14 protein-coding genes are annotated in these 18,113 nt (G+C 35.0%); 11 read left to right on the top strand and 3 right to left on the bottom strand.

The features are described from left to right. Positions 1-2: 2 nt before the first annotated feature. The 9 genes from CRO00_RS16655 to CRO00_RS16615 all read left to right on the top strand — a co-directional run bounded on the left by CRO00_RS16655 (position 3) and on the right by CRO00_RS16615 (position 14,070). A complete protein-coding gene (locus tag CRO00_RS16655; RefSeq protein ID WP_097074804.1) occupies positions 3-3,200 on the top strand; it encodes a response regulator in 3,198 nt (1,065 codons plus the stop codon). A 17-nt stretch (positions 3,201-3,217) separates the two neighbouring features. Continuing rightward, positions 3,218-4,066, top strand: a complete 849-nt coding sequence (locus tag CRO00_RS16650; RefSeq protein ID WP_097074803.1) for a CheR family methyltransferase — start codon at positions 3,218-3,220, stop codon at positions 4,064-4,066. Between the two features lie 248 nt (positions 4,067-4,314). Beyond that, positions 4,315-6,312 carry a methyl-accepting chemotaxis protein gene (locus tag CRO00_RS16645; RefSeq protein ID WP_097074802.1) on the top strand — a complete coding sequence of 666 codons (1,998 nt, stop codon included), beginning with the start codon at positions 4,315-4,317 and terminating at the stop codon, positions 6,310-6,312. Between the two features lie 440 nt (positions 6,313-6,752). Next, a complete protein-coding gene (locus CRO00_RS16640; protein WP_097074801.1) occupies positions 6,753-8,276 on the top strand; it encodes a spore germination protein in 1,524 nt (507 codons plus the stop codon). After that, positions 8,273-9,394, top strand: a complete 1,122-nt coding sequence (locus CRO00_RS16635) for a GerAB/ArcD/ProY family transporter (protein ID WP_097074800.1) — start codon at positions 8,273-8,275, stop codon at positions 9,392-9,394. Before CRO00_RS16640 ends, CRO00_RS16635 begins: the two co-directional genes overlap by 4 nt. Further along, positions 9,381-10,499: a Ger(x)C family spore germination protein gene (locus CRO00_RS16630; protein WP_097074799.1), complete on the top strand. Its 1,119-nt coding sequence runs from the start codon at positions 9,381-9,383 to the stop codon at positions 10,497-10,499. The genes CRO00_RS16635 and CRO00_RS16630 overlap by 14 nt, the downstream gene beginning before the upstream one ends. A gap of 63 nt (positions 10,500-10,562) precedes the next feature. Next, positions 10,563-11,468 (top strand): VanW family protein, encoded by a 906-nt coding sequence (locus CRO00_RS16625; RefSeq protein ID WP_237658457.1) that lies wholly within the window; start codon positions 10,563-10,565, stop codon positions 11,466-11,468. A gap of 286 nt (positions 11,469-11,754) precedes the next feature. Then, entirely contained in the window at positions 11,755-12,471 is a 717-nt protein-coding gene (locus CRO00_RS16620) for an SIR2 family NAD-dependent protein deacylase (protein ID WP_097074797.1), read from the top strand. Between the two features lie 18 nt (positions 12,472-12,489). Beyond that, entirely contained in the window at positions 12,490-14,070 is a 1,581-nt protein-coding gene (locus CRO00_RS16615; protein ID WP_097074796.1) for an amidohydrolase, read from the top strand. A gap of 28 nt (positions 14,071-14,098) precedes the next feature. Here CRO00_RS16615 and CRO00_RS16610 read toward each other — a convergent pair whose 3' ends face one another. Both CRO00_RS16610 and CRO00_RS16605 read right to left on the bottom strand, forming a co-directional pair. Beyond that, positions 14,099-14,461, bottom strand: a complete 363-nt coding sequence (locus tag CRO00_RS16610) for a hypothetical protein (protein WP_097074795.1) — start codon at positions 14,459-14,461, stop codon at positions 14,099-14,101. A 192-nt stretch (positions 14,462-14,653) separates the two neighbouring features. Beyond that, complete coding sequence (locus tag CRO00_RS16605) at positions 14,654-15,580, bottom strand: oxidoreductase (protein WP_097074794.1); 927 nt, start codon at positions 15,578-15,580, stop codon at positions 14,654-14,656. A 150-nt stretch (positions 15,581-15,730) separates the two neighbouring features. Here CRO00_RS16605 and CRO00_RS16600 point away from each other — a divergent pair, with 150 nt between their 5' ends. Further along, positions 15,731-16,381 carry a glycoside hydrolase domain-containing protein gene (locus CRO00_RS16600; protein ID WP_097074793.1) on the top strand — a complete coding sequence of 217 codons (651 nt, stop codon included), beginning with the start codon at positions 15,731-15,733 and terminating at the stop codon, positions 16,379-16,381. A 34-nt stretch (positions 16,382-16,415) separates the two neighbouring features. Here the strand turns inward: CRO00_RS16600 and CRO00_RS16595 are convergent, their stop codons facing one another. Beyond that, positions 16,416-17,312, bottom strand: a complete 897-nt coding sequence (locus tag CRO00_RS16595) for a 3-hydroxyacyl-CoA dehydrogenase (RefSeq protein WP_097074792.1) — start codon at positions 17,310-17,312, stop codon at positions 16,416-16,418. 232 nt (positions 17,313-17,544) lie between these two features. Here CRO00_RS16595 and CRO00_RS16590 point away from each other — a divergent pair, with 232 nt between their 5' ends. Next, positions 17,545-18,093: a flavodoxin family protein gene (locus CRO00_RS16590; RefSeq protein WP_097074791.1), complete on the top strand. Its 549-nt coding sequence runs from the start codon at positions 17,545-17,547 to the stop codon at positions 18,091-18,093. The last annotated feature ends 20 nt before the right edge of the window (positions 18,094-18,113 follow it).

The following is an 18,113-nucleotide window of genomic DNA, read 5'->3' as shown; positions in this document are numbered from 1 at the left end:
CAATGAAAGTTCGCACAAAGATGCTTTTATCCTTACTTACACTACCACTTCTTTTAATAATAATTATTATTATGAGTGTTAGACAAATAGCGGATTTGAACGGGGCAAGCGCCAACATAAAGGATAATTTCGATGCTTCCGTACTAGCTGGTCAAATCCGTGCTGATGTAAAGGATCAAGAAATTATTTTAAGAAATTTAATGATTTTTGAAGATGAAGATGCAATTAATAATGAATTAGCTGAATTGCAACTAGAAAAGGATAATGTAGCACGAAATATCCCTATTCTTGAAAGCTATGTAAAAACCGAAGAACAGCAGGAAATAATGAATCACCTGAAAGAGATTAATACGAATTTTGTTCACTTTGCCAATCAAGTTGTCGTTTACTACGAAAGTGGAAAAAATGATGTTGCAAAAAGCCTACTGAACGAGAATTCGGAAACTCTTCACGAAGAGTTGACCGTTACCATCCGAAAATTGACGAATACATTTGATAACGACTTAAAAAATACGTTGATACAAGTATTAAACAGTTTACAGACGGAAATCATCACTTTTTGTAGTATTTTGGCTGCTGGTTTAATGATCCTTTTCTTTATTTCACTAAAAACCATCTTCTCTCTAACAAGACGTGTTGCATCTATGGCAACATTGATGAGTAACATTGCAAATAAACGTGAAAAACTTACTACAAAAATTGATATTATTGCAAATGATGAATTAGATGAAATGGCAGCATCCTTCAATCGTATGACAGACACATTAGAAGTTCAAATAACAAAAGACAAAGAAACCACATGGAAGCAAACAAATATAACAGATATTACAACAAGTTTAACGGGAACTAGAGATTTAGAAACATTAGGAAAAACATTGTTGTCCAAGCTTGTGCCATTAATTAACTCTAGCTATGCCGTTTTCTATGTTAAGGATTTTGATAGTTCAAGATTCAAATATCTTGCTAGCTATGCAGCAGATGAAAATTGCCAAATTAAAAAAATCATTGAGCCTGGGGAAGGGTTAATTGGTCAAGCAATCATCGAAAAAAGACCAATTGAATTAAGAGAAGTTCCTACTAACTATGTACGAATTTCCTCAGCTATTGGAGAAGCAACACCATCAAATGTTTATATTTTTCCAATTTTATTTGAAGGGGAAGTAAATGCAGTTTTAGAATTTGCTTCATTTAATAAATGTGATGTAAAAAATCACCAATTTTTAGATGAACTGGGTAGTAATCTGGGCATTGTCTTAGAAAGTGTCATTGGTCGAATACAGTTAGCCAAACTTTTAGAAGAATCCCAAACACTCATGGAAGAAATTCAAGCTCAATCGGAAGAATTACAAAATCAACAAGAAGAATTACGAGCGACGAATGAAGAACTAGAGGAACAAACGCAAGCCCTTCGACAATCGGAGCAAAAACTTCAAATGCAACAAGAGGAATTGGCCCAAACAAATGCGGAACTTGAAGTAAAAGCGAAAATTTTAGAAGAGCAAAATATTAAATACGAAGAAGCAAACCGCATTGTTGAAAAAGCAAGATTAGAACTAGAACAAAAAGCCGAGGAACTGGCATTAAGTTCAAAATATAAATCAGAATTCCTTGCCAATATGTCCCATGAATTAAGAACGCCATTAAATAGTTTAATTATTCTATCCAAACTGTTAGCAGATAATCCAACGCATAACTTAACTGCAAAACAAGTGGAATATGCAAGGACCATCTATGCAAGTGGAAATGATTTATTAATATTAATCAATAGTATTTTAGATTTAGCAAAAATTGAATCTGGAAAAACGGAAATCATACCAGGAGAAGTGAGTTTAAACAACTTAGTAGAATATGTAGAAAACAACTTTAAAGCTGTTGCTGACAATAAAAATTTAGAATTCCAAATCCAAGTTGAAGACGGAACTCCACCAACATTTTATAGTGACGAGGTTCGAATTCAACAAGTACTAGTAAATTTATTATCCAACGCCTTTAAGTTTACAAGTTCTGGTCAAGTGGTTTTACGTATTGCACATGATACGACTCGTACTAAACCAATGTTTGCATTTTCAGTAAAAGATACAGGTATAGGAATTCCAAATGAAAAACTCGACTTAATTTTTGAAGCATTCCAACAAGCAGACGGAACTACTAGTCGCAAATTTGGCGGTACAGGACTTGGCTTATCTATTAGTAAAGAAATTGCATCGCTTTTAGGTGGAGAAATTCAAGTTGAAAGTCAGGAAGGCAAGGGAAGTACATTTACGTTTTATGTTGGCAGTTACGAGCAAACTACTGAAAATCCATCCCATTTAGATGAAGTAGCTGCAACTGTGGAAAAACCAAAAATTGAAGTAATAACTACTCCTATTCAACTTACAGAACAAACAAAAGAAAATAGCCATATTAAACGATTGTTAATTATTGATGATGATCTGAATCAACGAAATAGCTTAATGGAACTAATTGGTAACTTGAATTTCGTAATCAATTCTGTTTCATCAGGTGAAGAAGCAAAAGAAATATTAAAATCCAATACTTTTGATTGTATTATTTTAGATTTAGGGTTACTTGATACAAACGGCTTCGATTTATTAACGCAAATTAAAAACCATGAAGAATATAAATCTATCAAAGTATTTATTTATACTGGGCGAGATTTAACAACTCGAGAAGAGATGGAGCTTAGTAAACACGCTGAGACGATTATTATTAAAAATGAACATTCGCCAGAGCGTCTACTTGCAGAACTCGAACTTTATTTAACGAATGATACAGACTCTGGACAGAAATTTGCGCCTGTTGAAAAACTCGAGAATACAAATCACAATCTAGTAGGTAAAAAAATATTATTGGTGGATGATGATGTACGAAATGTTTATGCTCTTTCCAGTGTTTTAGAAATGGCTGGATTAGATGTCTTGTTTGCAGAAAACGGCCTTGAGAGTTTAAATGTTTTAAAACAACATTCCGACATTGATTTAGTACTTATGGATATTATGATGCCTGAAATGGATGGGTACGAGGCGATTACAAGAATACGCTCCAATCCACAAAACAAACAATTACCTATTATTGCCTTAACAGCAAAAGCAATGAAAGAAGATCGTGAAAAATGTTTACAAATTGGGGCATCTGATTATATTTCAAAACCTGTCGAACCAGACCAATTACTTTCATTATTAAAAGTATGGCTATATTAGGTTAAAGGGGTTTTCATATGCACAAAGACAATCTAATAGATGAGGAATATAATGAAACAGAAAAATTAGAGATTCAGTTGTTGTTAGAGGGAATTTACTTAAAATACGGTTACGATTATCGAAACTATGCGTATCCGAGCATTAGAAGAAGGGTTAAACACCGATTATATGCAGAAAATCTAACAACGATTACGAGTTTATTAGACAAAGTCATTCACGATGCTACATGCTTTCAAAAGTTAATAGCGGATTTTTCAATCAATGTGACCGAAATGTTTAGAGATCCGCTCTTTTTTAAAGAGTTTAAAGAAAAAGTTATTCCATTGCTTAAAACTTATCCATCCATTCGAATTTGGCATGCTGGTTGTTCAACAGGTGAAGAAGTATATTCGATGGCCATTTTACTTCATGAAGCGGGCCTTTATGATAAAACAAAGATTTACGCCACGGATATTAATTCAGACGTTTTAAAAACAGCAAAAAGTGGCGTTTTTCCATTAGATGCTATGAAGAAGTATACAAATAATTATTTACAAGCCGGTGGAGAAAAGTCATTTTCTGATTATTATAAGGTGATAGATTTTGGAGTGAAATTTGATCCTGAATTAACGAGAAATGTAGTATTTGCCCAACACAATCTTGTAACGGATAGTTCATTCAATGAATTTCACGTTATACTTTGTCGTAACGTATTAATTTATTTTAATAAAGAACTACAAAATAGCGTGCATCAATTATTTTATAATAGTTTGGGCATGTTTGGGGTCCTTTGCCTTGGTAATAAAGAGTCAATCAACTATACAAAAATTAATGATTATTATGAAACAATAAGTCATCCTCAAAAGATTTATAGAAAAATAAAGTGATTCATTCTTAACACGGCTTACGTTCGTAGGTCGTGTTTTTTTTGTGGGGGTCACAGCGCGCTCTTAAAAGTGCTGAGAAATCACCCCCCCGCGCATTAATTTTCTGCTTTATTACATTTTTCTGTAACCCCAAATTTATTTTATAAAGTTTTCAACAATTATTATTATTATGACTATATAATAATATCTGGAAGGTTGAATAGTAGAGATAGAGTTCAATTAGAAATATTAATTTAGGAGATAGAAACATGAGTGAAACAAAGCATCAACGAAAAACGAGTATTCGTTTAAAATTTACTGTTATTTTACTACTCATTGCCATGCTACCGCTACTTGTTGTGTCTTACTTCGTTCAGCATAACAATTCAAATATTCTCATTGAAAAAGAACAAGCCGCTATGCACAATTTAGTAGTAAGCAAGGCGCAATCAGTGGATTCATGGTTTACTGCCCAAATGTCAGAAATGCAAATATCTGCATCTAGTGATAATTTGAAGTCATTGGATCCAAAACGAATGGTTCCTTATTTGCAACACCTTGAGGAACGTTCTGAAGTTTTTGAAACAATGTTTGTGATTGACCCTAAAGGAATAGTAATTGCCCATACAAAACCGGATAGTATCGGTTCAGATTATAGTGATCGAAGCTATGTCCCAAATGCTTTAAATGGACAATCGGTTTATTCAGAAGTATTAATTTCAAAAGCAACAGGAAACCGAATTGTGGTAGCAGCAACACCCATTAAAGATAACAACGATCAGGTGATTGGTATTTTAGCTGGTTCTGCAAATTTTGAAGTGCTAGTGAATTCATACTTGAAAGATAGTAATGAGGATTCTTCTAATCTCATTTTAGTAGATCAGCAAGGAATCATTCAGGAAGCACCGATGGAAGAAATCATAGGGCTACCAGTAGAGGAAGCTGAAATAGGGGAGCTAGAAACAATTCTTCCAAAAAGTTCGATTGAAACAGGAATCTCTTCCTTCCAATTTGAAAAGGAAGATTTTATACTGACTTATGCTCCAATTAGTTCGGTAGGTTATGGTTTAAGTATTTATACACCAGAAAAGATTGTATTAGCAGACTCAAATTCAATTAAAAATACATCACTAATCATCATTTCCATTACAGCGATTATCATTGCGTTTTTATCCTTAGTAATTGTTCGAAGCATTACAAAACCGATGCTCACAATAGTGGACGGTATGGAAAAAATTGCAAATGGGGATTTAACGGCCGAAAAGCTAATTGTCAAATCCAACGATGAAATTGGACAGCTTTCAAATAACTTTAATGTTATGGTTGAAAATATTAAACAACTTGTGTCAGAAATAAAACATGCATCCGAATCTGTTCAAGCTTCTTCTGAAGAGCTGTCCGCTATCTCTGAAGAATCCGTTCAAGCCACTGAACAAATCTCTGCATCCATCCAAACCATTGCATCGAATAGTGAAGCACAAACAAACTTTACAGAAGATGCAAAAGAGGTTGTAACTAATATCTCAAATGGGATTACGAACATCTCTGAAAACATTCAAAATACAAATCAATTAACGGACAATGCCGTTGAAGCAGCGACAACGGGGACATCAGTGATTGATCTGACTATTAATCAAATGAAAACGGTAGAAGAGAAAACAAGCATGGCATCTTCTACAATTAACGAATTAGGTAAAAAATCATCTGAAATTGATGAAATTATTTCTGTCATTACGAGTATTGCAGATCAAACGAATTTACTCGCGCTAAATGCAGCCATTGAAGCAGCAAGAGCAGGGGAATATGGAAAAGGATTTGCAGTAGTTGCTGATGAAGTTCGTAAACTAGCAGAACAATCGAGCCTCGCATCAGGACAAATAAGCGAATTAATTAAAGAAATTCAACAAGAAATTAAATCCTCCATGGCAGCAATGAATGAAGGCTATACGGCTGTAAACGATGGAAAAACATTGGTTGAAAAAGCTGGAAATGAATTCGAAAAGATCGAGCAAGCGGTTCAAAATGTTTCGGTTCATATGCACGAAATTTTATCAGAAAGTAAGTTGATTAAAGAGGCATCAGAAAGAATGGTCGAGGATATCGTCCACATTTCTGAAATTTCGTTGGAAGCTTCAAGCAATACACAAGAAATTGCTTCCGCATCCGAACAACAAACAAGTTCAATGGAAGAAATTGCAGCTTCCGCAGAAACCCTTGCAAAAATGGCAGAAGAACTAAACATCGCCACGCAAAATTTCAAACTCTAGGTTCAATAACTTAGTCGTAAAGTCAATCAATATTGGCTTTACGGCTTTTTTCATTATCTAATTAGCCGCCAAATTTCTTCTCAGACGCATGATGAACGTCAAATCACCATTAGAAATTATTCTTAGTGATCTTCATACCCCAGATGAACGTCAAATCACAATCACATGTTATTTGTAGTGTCCTTCATACGCCAGATGAACGTCAAATCATCATCAGAAACTATTCTTAGTGACCTTCATACCCCAGATGAACGTCAAATCATCATCAGAAATTATTCGGAGTGACCTTAATGAGCTAGACCAACGACCAGTTTTTGTAAATGTTACCCTTCATTGCGCAATTTCTTTACCGCATTTTCTATGGTGAAAACTGTTTACCGTATAGTTTTTACTTCCATTGTAAAAAATAGATAAACAAGATTAAAAATGGGGAGATTGCGATGTTCAAGAATAACAAGCAAAAGAAAGAAGATAAAGAAAAAAAAGAACAACAAAAGAATGAAGAAAAACCAAAAAAAGAACCAATATCTCCTGATAAAAATCAATTCTTGCTCACTGTAAAAGAAAAACTTCATTCACCATCCGATTTCATTGTTCGTTCTGTTTCCGACAACATGATTGTCGTTTATGTTGATAATTTAGTTGATAATAAAAACTTAAATGAGATTATCTTAACTCAATTACAAGAGGTAGAAGAAACTCCTGAGGCAATCCATCAAAAATTAACGATACCTGAAGTGGATATTGTCGATGAACTGAACAAATTTATTGGCGATATGTTACAAGGTGCCGCAGTTGTACACATTGTTGGACACGAGAAAGTTGTTGTCGCAAAAATTTCTGCTTATCAATCAAGGGGATTATCGGCTCCTGAAAACGAATCTCAAGTAATTGGTTCGCAAGTAGGGTTTAACGAAAATTTGTCGACTAACATTTCTTTAATCCGACGATATATAACTAATCCCAATTTATGTAATGAGAAATTTGTTCTTGGAAAACAAACTAAAACCTCCTTATCCTTATTATATATTCACGGAATTGCTACAGAAGAGTACGTCAATACAGTTAGACAAAGAATTTCAGATCTTGATATACAAGATATTTTGGACAGTGCCGTTTTAGCTGAATTAATTGATGATAATTCGAAATCGATTTTCCCGCAAATGCTTTTAACGGAAAGACCTGATAGATTTTGTGATGGCTTATTAAGTGGTAAAGTTGGCATCGTTGTGAATGGAAGTTCGATGGCAATCCTTTGCCCTTATGCATTTATTGAATTTTTCCAAAGTAGAGAAGATCAAAACTTACGATGGCCTATTGCATCTTTTGTGCGCTTATTAAGATTTTTTGCGATTTTTACTTCGATTTTTTTAACGCCAATATACGTAGCATCACTCACATATCACTATGAAGTAATTCCGCAACCATTATTAGTACCTTTAAGCGAATCAAGAGCAATTGTTCCGTTTCCTCCCATCATTGAGGCTCTTCTCTTAGAACTGATTATTGAATTATTAAGAGAAGCAGGGGCTAAGTTACCAACAAAAGTCGGACAAACAATCGGGATTGTTGGTGGTATTGTTATCGGGACTGCCGCTGTTCAGGCAGGGATTACAAGTAATATTTTGATTATTATCGTTGCACTTGGAGCACTATCATCCTTTACAACACCTAACTATATGATGGGGAATGTAATCCGAATTGTGAGGTTCCCAATTATTTTATTAGCTGGGTTCTGGGGTTATTATGGCATCATGATTGCAATATGTTTAATGTTGATTCATTTGCTGCGTTTATCAAGCTTAGGCGCACCTTATATGGCACCATTTTATCCACCAAGATTTAAACAGTGGCCAAATAGTATTATTCGCTTACCAATTACTTTTATCAAACGTCAAACGGTTAATTCTCGAAACGAAGATAGTAACGAATCTCAACAGGGCGAAAAGAAGGTGGCAAAGTGAAAAATACACTTTATGTTGGGAACACTCAAAAATTTAATGCTTTCCTCCTTTTTTATGTAGTTACTGCATCCCAGATTGGTGTAGGGATTCACGGATTTCAACGCGTTCTTTATTCTGAAGCCAAACAAGATGCGTGGATTTCATTAGTTCTAAGTTTTGTTTTGGCTCATATTGCCGTCATGGTGATGATGAAAACATTAGATATGTATGAATCCAATGATCTATACGGAATTCATTTGGATATTTTCGGTAAATATTTCGGAAATTTTCTTAATTTCATTTACATTGTTTATTGCATGGCTGCATTTTTAGCTATCTTAAAAAACTATATTGAAGTAATTAATACATGGGTATTCCCATATTTAGATACAATTTTCTTATGCATAACGATATTAATCATAGTCGTATATGCATTTTCAGGTGGACTTCGAGTAATCGTCGGTATTTGTTTTTTTAGTTTCTTTTTTATACTTTGGATACCACCAATACTGATTTTCCCTTTACATTATTCAGATTTAAATTTCCTATTACCTGTATTAGATACTGAATTGAAAGGCATTGCGAAAGGCGTTCTTTCAATGTCTTTTACAATCATTGGTTTTGAAATTATTAATATCATTTATCCCTTTGTAAAAGAAAAGGATAAATATAAACGTTATGTCCATTTTGGGTTACTGTTTACTTTATTTCTATATTTATCCATATTGTTAATATCTCTTACTTTTTTTAGTGGAGAACAATTATCCAAAACGATTTGGGCAACTTTAACTTTATTTAGTATTATCCGTCTTCCATTTATAGAGAGAGTTGAAATTATCACAATTTGTATTTGGCTGATCATCATCTTGCCAAACCTTTGTTTATATATGTGGTCAGCTTACCGAGGGGTACTTCGGATGAAATTCATTAGTACGAAAAAATTTACGTTCTTTTTTGTCTTAATTATTTTTGTAGTCAACTTGTATGTAAATAAAAGAGCGACTATTAATATGCTAAATGATTATTTTGGTAAAGTAGCGTTTATTGTTGTTTTTGTTTATCCTTTTATTTTATTCCTATTTGCATTTATAAAGAAAAAAATAAAAAAATCGCAGGTGAGCAAAAATGAAGAAAACTAAACCAATATTAATTTTACTCATTTGCACTTTGTTTGTAGCAGGATGTACAGAACAAAAAATACTTGAAAGAATTAGTATCACAACTTTACTCGGATACGACCTTGAGGAAGAAGATAAAGTAACGACAACATTAACTGTTCGACAAGTATCTCCTGATGATAAAAGTAGTTTAGAAACACAATCCAATACTGAAGAAACTAGTAACGGAACTAGCATAAAAGTGAACCTGCAAACATCGAAAAAAATTATGGCTGGTCAACTCCGCGTTTTATTATTTGGAAAAAAATTAGCTCAAGATAGTATTGAACAAACTTTGCATACAACCATGATGAATTCTGAAATTAGTAGCAGTATTTATTTAGCAGTAGCTGATGGAACTACGAAAGAAATTATTGAAGCTCAATATGAAAATATTACGGACATTGGGCAACATGTATTTAATTTAATTGATCACAACGTAGAAGAACAACACTCTGTATCGTCTACGTTACATGAAGTTGTGAGGAACAATTATTCACCATTTCGTGACATTGCCATGCCGATAATAAAAAAGGAAGGGCAAATAATTAAAATTAATGGACTTGCAATATTCAATAAATCTAAGATGGTTGGAGAGCTCTCTTCAGAAGATGCATTCTATGTAATTATGCTTCGTGATAAATTTAAAGCTGGTTCAGTGGAACTGTCTTTACCTGGAAACACTTTAAATCATGATAGGGATCAAGATGATAAATTAGAAGTATCGATTGATTCCATAAAATCTAAACGTTCCATAAATTTAACGAACCCTTCAACACCGGAGTTTGACGTTACAGTTGATTTTGGATGTCGTTTAATTGAATTACACTCGAACGAAAACACTGGAAGACCGGAAGTAACAAAAAAATTAGAAAAAGCTATTGGCGACAAGATGGAAAGTGAAATATCAAGAATTATTAAATATACCCAGGAGAAAAATTCCGATATATTTGGTTTTGGGGATGATTATTATGCTAGTGTTCGAAATTCTGGATTAACAGAGGCAAAGTGGCATCAAATGTACCCAAATATGAAAGTGAATGTCAAAGTAAATATTGAAATTTTCCGTAATGGGGTATTTGAATAAAAAATAAGGGGAACAGTACATTTAAGAACTTACATAATTTCAAAAGACAGGTTGGGTTATGTATTGAAGACTAAATGTGCTGTTTTTTTATTTACTATCGTTTTGCTTATCCCTTATCAAACGTTCGCTTTTTTTCCGTTTAATGATGTTATCTCCGAAAATCGAGCGATAAAAATTGTTGACCCATTTTCTGATAAGATAGTAAAGGAAATTGTACCAGATGATTTGCTACTATTAACAAGCTTTGAATCATATAAGCAAACAATCGAAACTTGGGTTGAGGATTTTTCTAAAGGCTATAGAAAACCTATGATTTTAGACCGTTTAGATATAAGTGGAGAAGTGATTATGGGTAGGCCACTTATTACCGTTGACGAGGCGGCATTAGTAAATAATATATTAGAACTGTCTTTTTCTGGTGGGGAAGTGGAGTTACCATTAATTTATACGGAGAGCGATTATAAAAAGTCAGATGTACCTTACTTAAATGAAGTTGTCTTAGCATCCTATACAACTTTTTTTAATAGTGCAAACAGTGGCCGTAGTAAAAATATTGAGTTATCGGCAATCGCAATAAATAACGTGATCGTTGGTAGTGGTGACATTTTCTCTTTTAATACAACTGTCGGACCAAGAGATGTTACAACAGGCTATCAAGAGGCTCCAGAAATAATAAAGGGTAAATTAGTGATGGGGATTGGGGGAGGAATTTGCCAAACTTCTTCTACGCTGTTTAATGCGGTCGATTTACTAGGCGTAAAAACGATTGAAAGACATCGCCATTCTAGAGATATTGGTTATGTACCAAAGGGGAGAGATGCAACGGTTTCCTTTGGCGGCTTAGACTATCAATTTCAAAATACAACCGGCATTCCATTTATAATTAAAACTTATTACTTACCAGGTGTAATAACCATTCAAATTAAAACATCACAAGAATATGCAGAAATACTGAAAAATGAATTATAGCGTATTAGAGAACCAATCCCTAATACGCTTTTATTTCCCCCATGACTATTCACCATATCTTTTTAGTGCTACAACTTCACCATCATTCTTTTTATTTTTCCATTTCAATTTTTTCGTATAAATCCTCTGATAAAATCCTACTCCGAATAATGCAACAAAAAATATTGGGATACAAACTGCCAACAACATATTTTTCTTAGTCCATTTTCCCTACTTTTAAGTAATAGGAATTTTTCATTCAATATCGAATGTAATTATAGAAGAGTAGTTGAAAGGGGAAATATGGATGAACAATTTAACAACGGTTCGTGATTGGCTTGAAACTTCCAAAAACACGGTTATTCTTACTGGAGCTGGGATGTCAACAGAAAGCGGGATTCCAGATTTTCGGTCGTCTTCAGGTTGGTGGAAAAATATAGACCCTCATACCGTAGCGCACGTTTCCGCATTAGAAAATAATTATGACTTGTTTCACGAATTTTATTCTATGAGACTCACAACTTTAGATACATGCGAGCCACATGATGGGCATTATATTATAGCAGATTGGGAGAAACGGGGCATTGTGCATACAGTCACAACGCAAAATGTTGATGGCTTCCATTCTAAAGCAGGAAATCAAAACGTAGCAGAACTTCATGGGTCTATCCAAAAATTTAGATGTGCACATTGTGATGCACCTGCAACAAGAGAGGCATTTATCGAAAAAGAGAAATGTGTGCACTGCGAAGGCAATTTACGACCAAATATTGTATTATTTGGGGAGAGTTTACCTGAAGATAGTTGGATGATAGCACTTAATGCAATACGGGAAGCGCAACTAGTAATTGTGATTGGAACTAGTCTTGAAGTGTACCCAGTAAATCAACTTCCAACAATGACAAAGGGAAGAACTGTATTTATTAATAAAGATATTACTAGTAATGCAAATTATTTTGATTTAGTCATTGAAGGAAAAGCGAAAGAGATACTAACTAACATTAATCAATTACTTACTCGTTAGATTGAAAGGATTGTTCAAATGAAACAACTTTGGTATGGCGGAAAAATTTACACGATGGAAAAAGAACATGAAACAGTAGAAGCGGTACTAGTGGAACAAGGGAAAATTACTGCAGTAGGGAACTTTGAGGAATTACAATCTCAAGCTGATGAACTACACGATTTACAAGGCGCCACGATGTATCCTGGCTTTGTGGATAGCCATTTACACATCCTATTCCAAGGTGAAAAACTAGTTCGCCTTAATTTAGCACAAGCTAAAACTGCAGAGGAAATGCTTGAGTTAATAAGGGAAGCGGCAAAAAACACGCCAGCTGATCAATGGTTATTCGGGGAAGGGTGGAATGAAAATAACTTTCCAGACAAAAGAATTCCGACAATCAGTGAACTTGATGAAATACGCAAAGAGCCAATATTGCTTACCCGTATTTGCCATCATGTTGTGTTAGGGAACACATCCGCGCTTAAAAATGGCGGAATTACTGAGGATAGTATCTCACCTAAAGGCGGGGAAATTGGACGGGATTCTCAAGGGAAACTAAACGGGTTACTTTATGACCAAGCAACAAATTTCGTCACTGAGTCGATTCCTCGTGAAGGGGAAAGTTATATTGAAACATTAGTGGACGAACTTAATATCGCCATCGATGACATGTTGTCAAAGGGGTTAACTGGTGGACATTCAGAGGATATGAGCTACTTCGGGCATTTCAAAAATCCCTTAACTGCGTATAAAAGAGTAATAGGGGAAAAACAACATTTCCGTGTTAATTTATTACGTCATAATGCTGTTTTTGAAGAAATGATGAAAGCAAATGTGGAATTTGACGAACCTTTTATTGAACCAGGTGCAATGAAAATTTTTACTGACGGGGCTTTAGGTGGTGCAACTGCTGCGTTATTGGAACCATATGCCGACCAACCAAACAATAAAGGATTATTAATTCATACTGATGAAGAAATCGAGAATTTAGTTAAACTCGCGCGTCAGTATAATGAAGCAATTGCTGTTCACATAATAGGAGACGCAGGTGCAGAACAAATTATTAAAGCCATTGAAAAATATCCTGCACCAAAAGGTAAAAGAGATCGTCTTATCCATTGTGTGGTGTTAAATGAGAATTTGGTGGAACGCATCTCGAAACTGCCCGTAGTTTTAGACTTACAACCTGCCTTTGTTCCTTCTGATTTTCCATGGGTCATCCATCGCCTCGGGGAAGAGCGACTCGAATATGCATATTCGTGGAAAAAGTTATTAGACCGTGGTTTTATGTGTGCTGCTGGAACCGATGCACCAATTGAAGAAATTGATCCTTTATTATCTATTTATGCCGCAGTTGAGCGTAAAAAAGTAGGGGATAACCATGAAGGGTATCTTCCTTCCGAAAAACTTTCCCGCTTTGAAGCCATCCGAATGTATACGTACGGTAGTGCCCAAGCTATTTGCAAAGAACATGAACGTGGGTTAATTAAAAAAGGCTATGACGCGGATTTTTCCATTTTTGACCGTGATTTATTTGACGGATCATCTGAAGACATGGTACAGGCGAAAGCAGTGAAAACCGTTGTAGCCGGGAAAATTGTATATACACGTAAATAAAAACCATGTAAGTAGCTCACTAAGCAGGCTACTTACATGGTTTTATATGTCTATCAATCTCTTCTACAGCTAGTTCCATCGCCTTTATTCTTCTTTCTAGAAGCGTTTTTTGAGGACTTCCTACTTTTGACTTCCTGTAAATTGTTTCAATTGACGGCAATAAACCGGCTAAAACGTTGCGAGCTTCCTCTATTTCTTCTTGGGTATAATGATGTGGTATATCGTTCCAAAGGGTCTCCAATACTGCGAGGCCAATGTTAAAAGCTTTGAGTCGTTTCTTTATTAAATTCGTATTTGCGCTCTTTTCAGTCATCTGTGCTAATGCTTTTTCAGTTTTTCTAATGGTCGATTGGAAAGATTTTATGGACTCATTCTTTATGACGGTTTCCATTTTGAGTTGAGGTCCTTTCTAAGACATTTTGTGCATTTGGTAACTTGTTTTGTGCATTTGACTTTATGTTTTGTGCACTTGGATCACGTTTTGTGCATTTGACTTTATGTTTTGTGCACTTGGATCACGTTTTGTGCATTTGACTTTATGTTTTGTGCACTTAGCATCACTTTCTACTGATAACATTTTAACTTACTTTGACTTAAATTTATATTTAACTCCTGTTAACGTCTCAGAAAGTTTCCACAAATTACTTGCAACATGTTCACTATATAATTCATCTAGTATTTCAAGCTCTGTTGGCTCTCCTTTACTTCCACCTCGGCCATCTGGACCAATATATTCCCCGCCTCGGATACTTGGATCTGTCGCTGCATAGAGAATCGGATAAGCGCCTGATTCAGCCCGTTGCCCAACAAAATTTAACGATACCCGCATTAGTTTTTTCGATAACTTTCGCGAACCCCTTGCAAATAGTTTCGTTTGAGAGATCCCTGGATGACTCGCAATACTTTTCGTACTTATATTACTTAATCGAAAACGATACTGTAACTCTTTTGCAAACATCATACAAGCTAGTTTACTTTCTCCATAATACTTAAGAGGTTTCGTACTTTTTGAACCTTTAAAGTTATGAAACTGCGGTTTTGTCTTATGTGCAATGAGAGAGCCTACAGAGACAACTCTGGAATTAGGCGTTTTGATTAATAAATCTAATAATAGCCCAGTTAATGCGAAGTGACCAAGATAATTAATACCTACTTGCGATTCAAATCCATCTTTCGTTTGCTGATAAGATGAAGCCATGATGCCCGCATTATTAATCAAAATCGAAAGTGAAGTATACCTTGCTTTAAATTGATGAACAAATTCGCGAATGCTCGCCAAATCATTTAAATCTAATTGCATTGCATGACAGTTTGCATGTGGAACAATTGCTTTTATTTTATCAATTGCCTCGAGTCCTTTATTCAAGTTCCGTACAGCAAGGACTACGCTAGCATTTTTTTCTGCAAGGGCTAAACACGTTTCATAGCCTAAACCACTATTTGCTCCTGTTACAATTATTACTTTACCCGTCAAATCACCAATGTCGTTTTTCGTCCATCCTTTGCTCATTTATCACACACTCCTTCAATATTTCATATAAATAGATGGAGATTTGAAAAATTAGGTCACATGTCTAGTAAACATTATATGTTTCAAAATTTACGGTGATTAGACTTGTCAGATTTCATGAACAAAATTTAATAGAAAAGAGGTACGCAGGTGGTTACTTATCATTGGGGTGTAGACTCTTCTCAAAACGTAACACAAGAGTTATACAATGCAGTACGTCAAAAATACGGAAAACCAGATTATTGGGGAAGATATTTGACACGGGTTGAGGGTGCAGCAGAAGGATTAACGAAGGATGAGATTCAGTTACTTCATCATAATGGTACTAAACTTATGCCTATTTATAACGATTTCAAAAGAGCAATAGGGGAAAATCACGCAAAAGTTGTCGCGATGAATGCTGCATATCAGGCGAAACGATTAGGCATAAGCAAGGGAACACCGATTTTTGTAAACATAGATCGGTCCTTTGAAGTTGATAGTACGTGGATTCGAGGGTATGTAGATTATTTATACAATACGGATTACAAACCAGGATTCTACTATTATCCATCAGAAGGGAAGTTTTCTGAAGCTTATTGTGAAGCAGTAGACCAAGACAAAAAAGTAGCAGTGCAAGCAATTCTTTGGAGTGCAGAACCAGAAATAGGGCTCACAAAAGCAAAAGATGCGCCACCATTTAAACCAGTAATGCCAGATTGCGATGCGAATGTTTGGGCTTGGCAATATGGAAGGGACGCAGAAGACCTAAGAGTTGATACAAATTTAATCGACCCTCGTGTTCTGGATATGCTTTATTAAAAGTGAGGGCGGTGAAGTTGCCGCCCAGATAATATTAATCCGCTAAAAAATCATGTTCTAAATATTTAGGATTTGGATAAGAGTAAAATCCTTCATTTGTTCCAGTACCAAGTTTTCCTTTATCGATATATTCCATTTTTAGATACTCGGCAACCTTTCTCGATTGTTCATTGCCAGCTTGTCCTTTCGCATAGGCAATGTTATAAGCGGTGTTAATGCCAACCACATCTAAAATGGCAAAAGGCCCTTTAGGAGCACCTGTTGCGATCATCCACGTTTTATCAATTGTTTCTGGATCCGCTATGCCTTTCACTAATAACATTTGTGCAGCTTCTAAAAACGGTACTAACAAGGAATTTAAAATATATCCAGGCTGTTCTTTCTGTAATGGCAAGGCAACCATTCCAATGGCTTTTGCAAAATCCACAATTGCTTCAAATACATCTGGATCTGTATTTGGATGTTTCATAATTTCTGCTGTATTATTTACCCAAATTTCGTTTGCAAAATGAAGAGCTAAAAACTTTTGGGGTCTTCCTGTTGCATCTGCAAACTGACTTGGAAGCAGTGTCGATGAATTCGTCGCAAAAATTGTTTTTTCTGGTGCCACTTGAGCCAACTGTTGATAAAATTTCGTCTTGATTTCTACCAATTCTGGGACCGCCTCAATGACTAAATCCGCATCATTTACGGCTTGTGCTAAATCTGTGTAAAATGACATTCGATTATATGCCGACTCTACAGCCTCATCACTCGCTCCTAAATCCTGTTTATATCGCTCTTTTAATTGCATCAAACGATTTTTTGCATTCTCAATCGCTGCGTCATTAATATCATAAACGGAAACTTTAAACCCTTTATAGGCAGTTTGGAATGCAATTTGACTCCCTAAAACACCACTTCCAGCAATCGTTACATTTTGAAAAGTCATCTTAATTCTCCTCGTTTCGTATATTTGAACAATCTAACATAATTGCTCTTTTTTATCATATACATGCTTAAATTTTTTAATCATGCTCAGGTTGTTTTAATGTTTCATCCATTTGAACAATCTAACATAATTGCTCTTTTTTATCATATACATGCTTAAATTTTTTAATCATGCTCAGGTTGTTTTAATGTTTCATCCATTTGAATAACCTATATATAAAGGAGCGATTGTTATGTCCATAGTGGTAATTTACGGTAGTACACGAGAAAATGGCAACACGGAGATGCTAACGGAGCAAGTGATAAAAGATATACCTGTGGAAAAAATCTATTTACGTCATTATAAAATTCTTCCTATTGTAGACGAACGCCATTCTGAAAAGGGCTTTCAAGAGGTGGACGATGATTATAATAAAATCATTGAACAAGTCATGAAACACGATATTTTCATTTTTGCAACGCCAATCTATTGGTATAGCATGTCGGGAACGATGAAATTATTTATCGATCGATGGTCACAAACATTGCGAGATAAAAACTTTCCGAATTTCCGAGCTGATATGGCCAAGAAAAAAGCATATGTTATTGCAGTAGGTGGAGATAATCCCTACATAAAAGGTTTACCATTAATTCAGCAGTTTCAATATATTTTCAACTTTTTTAATACCTCATTTGAAGGATATTTAATTGGGCGGGCGAGTAAACCGGGGGAAATGCCTCAAGACGAAAAAGCATTCGTTTCAGCTGAGCATTTACGAAATATTTTAAAAGAACAAATTTAAAGGAGAGGAATTTTAACAAT

The sequence above is a fragment of the Ureibacillus xyleni genome (assembly GCF_900217795.1).
Classification (GTDB): Bacteria; Bacillota; Bacilli; order Bacillales_A; family Planococcaceae; genus Ureibacillus; species Ureibacillus xyleni.
Note: the sequence above shows the minus strand (reverse complement) of the source record. Positions and strands in the feature narration are given on the sequence as shown.

What these genes read in the sequence shown, in the direction of transcription:
- CRO00_RS16615 (WP_097074796.1), top strand. Translation starts at nt 12,490, where the DNA reads ATGAAACAACTTTGGTATGGCGGAAAAATTTACACGATGGAAAAAGAA.
- CRO00_RS16640 (WP_097074801.1), top strand. Translation starts at nt 6,753, where the DNA reads ATGTTCAAGAATAACAAGCAAAAGAAAGAAGATAAAGAAAAAAAAGAA.
- CRO00_RS16605 (WP_097074794.1), bottom strand. Translation starts at nt 15,580, where the DNA reads ATGAGCAAAGGATGGACGAAAAACGACATTGGTGATTTGACGGGTAAA.
- CRO00_RS16610 (WP_097074795.1), bottom strand. Translation starts at nt 14,461, where the DNA reads ATGGAAACCGTCATAAAGAATGAGTCCATAAAATCTTTCCAATCGACC.
- CRO00_RS16650 (WP_097074803.1), top strand. Translation starts at nt 3,218, where the DNA reads ATGCACAAAGACAATCTAATAGATGAGGAATATAATGAAACAGAAAAA.
- CRO00_RS16620 (WP_097074797.1), top strand. Translation starts at nt 11,755, where the DNA reads ATGAACAATTTAACAACGGTTCGTGATTGGCTTGAAACTTCCAAAAAC.
- CRO00_RS16630 (WP_097074799.1), top strand. Translation starts at nt 9,381, where the DNA reads ATGAAGAAAACTAAACCAATATTAATTTTACTCATTTGCACTTTGTTT.
- CRO00_RS16595 (WP_097074792.1), bottom strand. Translation starts at nt 17,312, where the DNA reads ATGACTTTTCAAAATGTAACGATTGCTGGAAGTGGTGTTTTAGGGAGT.
- CRO00_RS16655 (WP_097074804.1), top strand. Translation starts at nt 3, where the DNA reads ATGAAAGTTCGCACAAAGATGCTTTTATCCTTACTTACACTACCACTT.
- CRO00_RS16590 (WP_097074791.1), top strand. Translation starts at nt 17,545, where the DNA reads ATGTCCATAGTGGTAATTTACGGTAGTACACGAGAAAATGGCAACACG.
- CRO00_RS16645 (WP_097074802.1), top strand. Translation starts at nt 4,315, where the DNA reads ATGAGTGAAACAAAGCATCAACGAAAAACGAGTATTCGTTTAAAATTT.